This window comes from uncultured Campylobacter sp., from assembly GCF_963517995.1.
GTDB lineage: Bacteria > Campylobacterota > Campylobacteria > Campylobacterales > Campylobacteraceae > Campylobacter_A.
This window is the reverse complement of sequence record NZ_CAUQHQ010000157.1, coordinates 1-4,807: the sequence shown is the minus strand read 5'-3', so window position 1 is coordinate 4,807 and position 4,807 is coordinate 1. Positions and strand designations below refer to the sequence as shown.

Annotated in this window: 6 protein-coding genes and 3 pseudogenes; 1 reads left to right on the top strand and 8 read right to left on the bottom strand. The window is 45.6% G+C overall.

What is annotated here, in order from left to right; translation table 11 throughout:
* Positions 1–70: 70 nt before the first annotated feature.
* The 4 genes and pseudogenes from RYL88_RS11580 to RYL88_RS11565 all read right to left on the bottom strand — a co-directional run.
* A complete protein-coding gene (locus RYL88_RS11580) occupies positions 71–493 on the bottom strand; it encodes a Sua5/YciO/YrdC/YwlC family protein (RefSeq protein ID WP_314991470.1) in 423 nt (140 codons plus the stop codon).
* A 264-nt stretch (positions 494–757) separates the two neighbouring features.
* Positions 758–1,669: a DMT family transporter gene (locus tag RYL88_RS11575; protein WP_314991468.1), complete on the bottom strand. Its 912-nt coding sequence runs from the start codon at positions 1,667–1,669 to the stop codon at positions 758–760.
* 29 nt (positions 1,670–1,698) lie between these two features.
* Positions 1,699–2,496, bottom strand: a complete 798-nt coding sequence (locus RYL88_RS11570; RefSeq protein ID WP_314991466.1) for a DNA methyltransferase — start codon at positions 2,494–2,496, stop codon at positions 1,699–1,701.
* Positions 2,489–2,770 (bottom strand): annotated as a pseudogene (locus tag RYL88_RS11565) (DpnII family type II restriction endonuclease); the annotation flags it as partial. The gene RYL88_RS11570 and the pseudogene RYL88_RS11565, both read right to left, overlap by 8 nt.
* Positions 2,771–2,844: 74 nt before the next feature.
* Between RYL88_RS11565 and RYL88_RS11560 the strand changes: the two are divergent.
* Positions 2,845–3,063 (top strand): annotated as a pseudogene (locus RYL88_RS11560) (DpnII family type II restriction endonuclease); the annotation flags it as partial.
* Here the strand turns inward: RYL88_RS11560 and RYL88_RS11555 are convergent.
* The 4 genes and pseudogenes from RYL88_RS11555 to carB all read right to left on the bottom strand — a co-directional run.
* Positions 3,019–3,213, bottom strand: a complete 195-nt coding sequence (locus tag RYL88_RS11555) for a DpnII family type II restriction endonuclease (RefSeq protein ID WP_234410270.1) — start codon at positions 3,211–3,213, stop codon at positions 3,019–3,021. The pseudogene RYL88_RS11560 and the gene RYL88_RS11555 sit on opposite strands and share 45 nt — an antisense overlap.
* Before the next feature lie 7 nt (positions 3,214–3,220).
* Positions 3,221–3,412 (bottom strand): DpnD/PcfM family protein, encoded by a 192-nt coding sequence (locus RYL88_RS11550; protein WP_314991462.1) that lies wholly within the window; start codon positions 3,410–3,412, stop codon positions 3,221–3,223.
* A gap of 38 nt (positions 3,413–3,450) precedes the next feature.
* On the bottom strand, positions 3,451–4,086 hold the full coding sequence (locus tag RYL88_RS11545) for a GyrI-like domain-containing protein (RefSeq protein ID WP_314991460.1): 636 nt from the start codon (positions 4,084–4,086) through the stop codon (positions 3,451–3,453).
* Positions 4,087–4,279: 193 nt separating this feature from the next.
* Positions 4,280–4,807: pseudogene (gene carB, locus RYL88_RS11540) on the bottom strand (carbamoyl phosphate synthase large subunit); the annotation flags it as partial.

The window sequence follows — 4,807 nt, the reverse complement described above, 5'->3', positions numbered from 1 at the left end:
AAGTCGCTTAAATTTATAAACTAGCGCCTCTTTTTTGAGCGTTCTTTGCGCGTGAATTTTGAATACAGCTCTATCTGATCCGCAAAATTTTAGTTTTTGAAATTTTATAAATTTTCGAGCTTGCGTTTTGGCTGAAATTTTGATCCACAACCTCGTCTGCCACCTCTTTCGCCCAGGCTTCGTCGAAGTTTTGTCCGTTTAAATTTGCGCTGCTAGAGTAGAGCCAGTCAAATTTGCTCAAAAACTCCTCGTGAGCGCACTCTTTTACGACGCGTACGGCTCTCTTATTCGGATACAAAAACGTCGTTTTCCTCGCGCGGCGCACTAAATTTTTAAATTTAGCGGGCACGCGAGCGAGATTTTTTAGCTCGCTAAACTTTGCCGTCGTTATGAGGCAGGGTTTGTCCGCCGCTCGGCGTTTGAGTACGTTTATCTCGCGAAAATCCTTGCTCAAAAATCCCGCCGTCGTATCGGTCTGCGCCAAATAAATCATATTTTTCTCCAAATTTAATCTCTTAAACATCGCTCGCGCCCGGCTTACCGCAAATTTTACTACGATTTTTGCCCGAAACGAGCGCATAAAAACGTCGCAAATCAGCGCCTAATTTTATCTAAAACTTAGACCAAGCCTAGTTTTAATCGCATCCGAGCCGCCTCGCTTGCAAAAATTGCTTCTTCGAACTTTTAGCCTTTGCTTCTCGCAAAAAAGAACGCGCTTATGATTTGATTAAATTTGACGCGATTCCGCCTTGCCGCGTTAAATTTTACGCCTTTTATCGTCCCTGGCCAGCAAAAATATGCACGAGATAATGAGCGTAAAGCCCGCAAAATCAAGAAACGTAAACTCCGTCCCCAGCCAAAAATAGGCAAACGCCGCTGCGCTCACCGGTTCGATGCACGCGAACATGCTCGCCCTACTCGCGCCTATTATCTTTAGCCCCGTCATGTAAAAGCTAAACGCGCATATCGTGCCTAAAATCACCACCGCAGCAAGCGCCGCAAAGCCGTCTGCGTCGCTCACGCCGCCTAGCTGCCACACCCGCGTGTAAAGCGCGAGTACTCCGCCGCCGATCGCCATGCCCCAGCCTAAATTTAACGGGATGGGGTATTTTTGATTTAGCTTCGTTGGGATGAGACTATAAATCACGACGCCAAGCGCGCTAATGAGGCACCAAACAAGCGCCTCCGCGCTGATAACGAGCGAGCTAAGATCGCCGTGAGTGGCGAGCAGCATGACGCCCAGCACCGCTAAAATGAGCGCGATGAGCTCGACCTTTTTAGGTGCGCGTCGCTCCAAAAAGCAAACGACGGCGAGAATGAGCGCGGGCGCGGAGTACTGGATCACGGTCGCGACGGCGGCATTTGAGAGCTCGATGCTGTAAAAATACGCATACTGCGTCATCATGAGCCCAAATACGGCATAGATGAGCAGCTGTGGCAATAGCGCGCGATCTTTTAGCGGTGCGAGGGCTAGGCGCGGCGAGCGAGCGACATAATACGCTACCATCGCAAGCCCGGCAAGGCTCAGGCGGTAGGGCACGAGCCAGTCAGCGCTGACGCCCTTTTGCGTGAACAGATACTGCCCGCAAACACTGCTAAATCCCCATAATACGCCGCCAAGAAGCGTGATAAATACGCCAAAAAATTCGCTTTTTACTAGATTTTTCATTATGCGATTATAGCTAAATTTCGGCCTAATCAATCTAACTTATTTATATCTAAAATCCTGCGCTTAAAAAGATAAAAATTCGCATCCAGCTCACGTTTACGTTTTACGGCAATATCTATAAATTCATCCTCTTTTTCGATGCCGACGAATTTTCTCCCGAGTAAATTTGCGGCGATGCCCGTCGTCGAAGAGCCGGCAAATGGATCGCAAATTACGCTATTTTCGTTACTTGCCATCAAGATAAGCCTTACTAAAAGAGAAAGTGGCTTTTGCGTAGGATGCTTGCCGCAGGCCTTCTCCCACGGCGCGATCGCGGGAAAACTCCAAACGTCTTTCATTTGTTTACCGTCGTTTAGCTTTTTCATTAGTTCGTAGTTGAAAATGTGCTTAAATTTCTCGCTTTTTCTCGCCCAGATTATTTGCTCGGTGCTATGCGTGAGGTATCGGCAGCTGAAATTCGGCGGCGGGTTGGTCTTTTGCCAAGTGATGATGTTTAAAATTTTATAGTCTAACTTTTGCAAAGCGCGCCCAATCGAAAAAATATTGTGATACGTTCCGCTTATCATTACGCTACCGTTGTCCGTGAGCGTATCTTTGGCAAGAGCGAGCCATTTAATATTAAATTTATCTATCTCGTCTATACCGCAACCCTTATCCCAGTCGCCTTTATTTACGCTTACTATTTTTCCGCTTTGGATGCTAAGCCCGTCGTTTGAGAGAAAATACGGCGGATCGGCAAAAATAAGGTCAAACTCGCCTTTAAATTTAGGCAAAATTTCAAAGCAATCGCCGTTAAAAAGCTTAAAATAATCGGATAGCTTAAACATATTTAAGCTCTTTTACGAAATAATGAAGCGTGGCAAGATTATAAATTCTAACGCTTTTATAGGCCTCTTCAAGCTTGTTTTTAGCGGCACGCCAGCCCTGTCCGTCCGTTATCCAGACAAATTTATATCCGCTACAAAGCGAGATTTTTTGCGCTATTTCGATGTAAGATCTTGCGACTTCATTTAGCTTCGAGCCGCCCGTGCTGTAAAAATTCGCCTCTATCAGATATGTTACGCCGCCTGCGGTTGTAACGAAATCAAAAATCTTTCGATCGCTTTTAAATTTAGGCTGTTAGAGATAAAAATACGGACGTAGTCGCGGCAAGCGGCGAACTAACGAGGCTAAAAGCGTATTTTGAAAGTCCCGATAAAATTTACGAGTTTTGTAAAGAAACGGGACTGGATAAAATTTTTATGGATGCAAAGATAAAAAATTTACACGATTACGTGTTTGGCGTGGAAGTCGGACTCGATACAAATGCGCGGAAAAATCGCGGGGGCGTAAATTTCTCACAGACGGTTTCAGAGTATTTTAAGAGTGAAAATATCGGTTTTCAAATCTTTTGAACCGAGTAAAAAATCAAGCGTGTGGAGCTTGATAGAAACGGCTTTTAGATTTTCGCCGCATTTGTTAAAGTCGGTAAAGTAGCCAAGGCTTGCATTTGTTTTTCTAAGCGAGCGTAAAAAGTCGCTAAAATTCGTTAAATTCGGTTCCATAAAATCCCTAAATTTCAGTTTTCGGCTCGTCTGCGATCGTCGTTTTAAACTCTGCGCAGACGAAATCCTCCGCACCCAAAACGATCTCGCTATTTTCATAAGCCGCTCGGACGATCTTACACGCTTCTTCTTTATTTCTTGCTTTAATAACGACTCTTCTCGCCGAAGTTTCGATAATCTCTACTTCAAATTCTTTCATTGTTTTCCATTTATTTTTGCACTTATCGCAATCGTCCGCTAAATTTTCCTAATCGGCAGTCTAATTATAGTTTTGCATTTTTTCGGGTCTATTTTTCTAGGATCGCTTAGGTAGATTTCGTGATGCGCTCTTTGCTCGCCAAAGTCCTTTGCATAGCCGTTTGCGGTGATAAACTCGTCTATTTTAGCAACGCTACCAGGCTCATCGTCAAAGCTACCCACATGTAAAATTTGCGCGCAAAGACCCTCGTCTATCCTCAAAAACTCCGCCATACCGCAGTCTAGCTTCTTTTTTGAAGCTGCCTGCCGTACCGCCCAGTCGAAATTTTCTGGCGTGATAAAACCAAGCAGTCTGATCGCGCTAATCCAGCTAAAATCGCTCTTTCTAGCGTAGTCTGCCTCGCCGCAAGCCGAGTCGCTTTGCCGCCAAAATCCCTCTAACGGCGGCACGACGTACTCAAAAAAGCCATCTATTTTATAATCGGTTTTGTAGCTCATTTTTAGCGCGTAACTCACGGCATAAAGCACCTCTATCGCACGCTGATACGCGCCGCCCGGCTCATTTGGATCGCCCTTGCCGCGGACACAAACGAAATTTGCGGACGGGACGGTTAAAATTTGCGGCGTCTGCTTTGGCGCGTAAAGCTCTTTAAACTCTTTTTTAAAATCAAACATTTTCGCTCCTTTTTGCTGGGTAAAATTTAGCTGAAATTTTACTATTTCGCATCGCCCAAAACGCTAGAAGTAAAATTTAATCTCATCTAAAACGAATTCCAGCCGTGAAATTAGAGAGCTAAATTTAAGCTTTTATTTAACGCAAAAACTAGGCGCAAAGGCAAATTTGACGTTTAAATTTGCCGGCATGCGCTCACTTCCCGCTCAGATACTCCTGCAAGCTTTTTACTTCCAGCGCGCTGCCGTCCTGCACGCTTTTTAGCGATTTAGCCGCAGCTAGTGCCGCCGACATCGTCGTGAAATACGGAATCTTAAATCGCATGATATTTTGCCTGATTTTCTTGCCGTCCTCGCTGTTTGACTTGCTGTCGCTGGTGTTGATAACAAGCGCGATGTCGCCGTTTTTGAGCCTATCCTCGACATTTGGGCGACCTTCGCTGATTTTGTAGACAAACTCGCTCTCTACGCCCGCGTCATTTAAAATTTTATACGTTCCGCCCGTGGCGATGATTTTAAAGCCGAGATTTATGAGCTCGCGCGCCAAATTTGCGGTGTATTTTTTGTCCGCGTCGGCAAGGGTCAAAAAGACTAGCCCGCTTGTAGGCAGCGAGTTGCTCGCGGCGATCTGGCTTTTAACAAAGCTTTTGGCAAAGCCCCCAGATATACCCATAACCTCGCCCGTACTTTTCATCTCAGGCCCCAGGATCAAATCGGCGCCCGG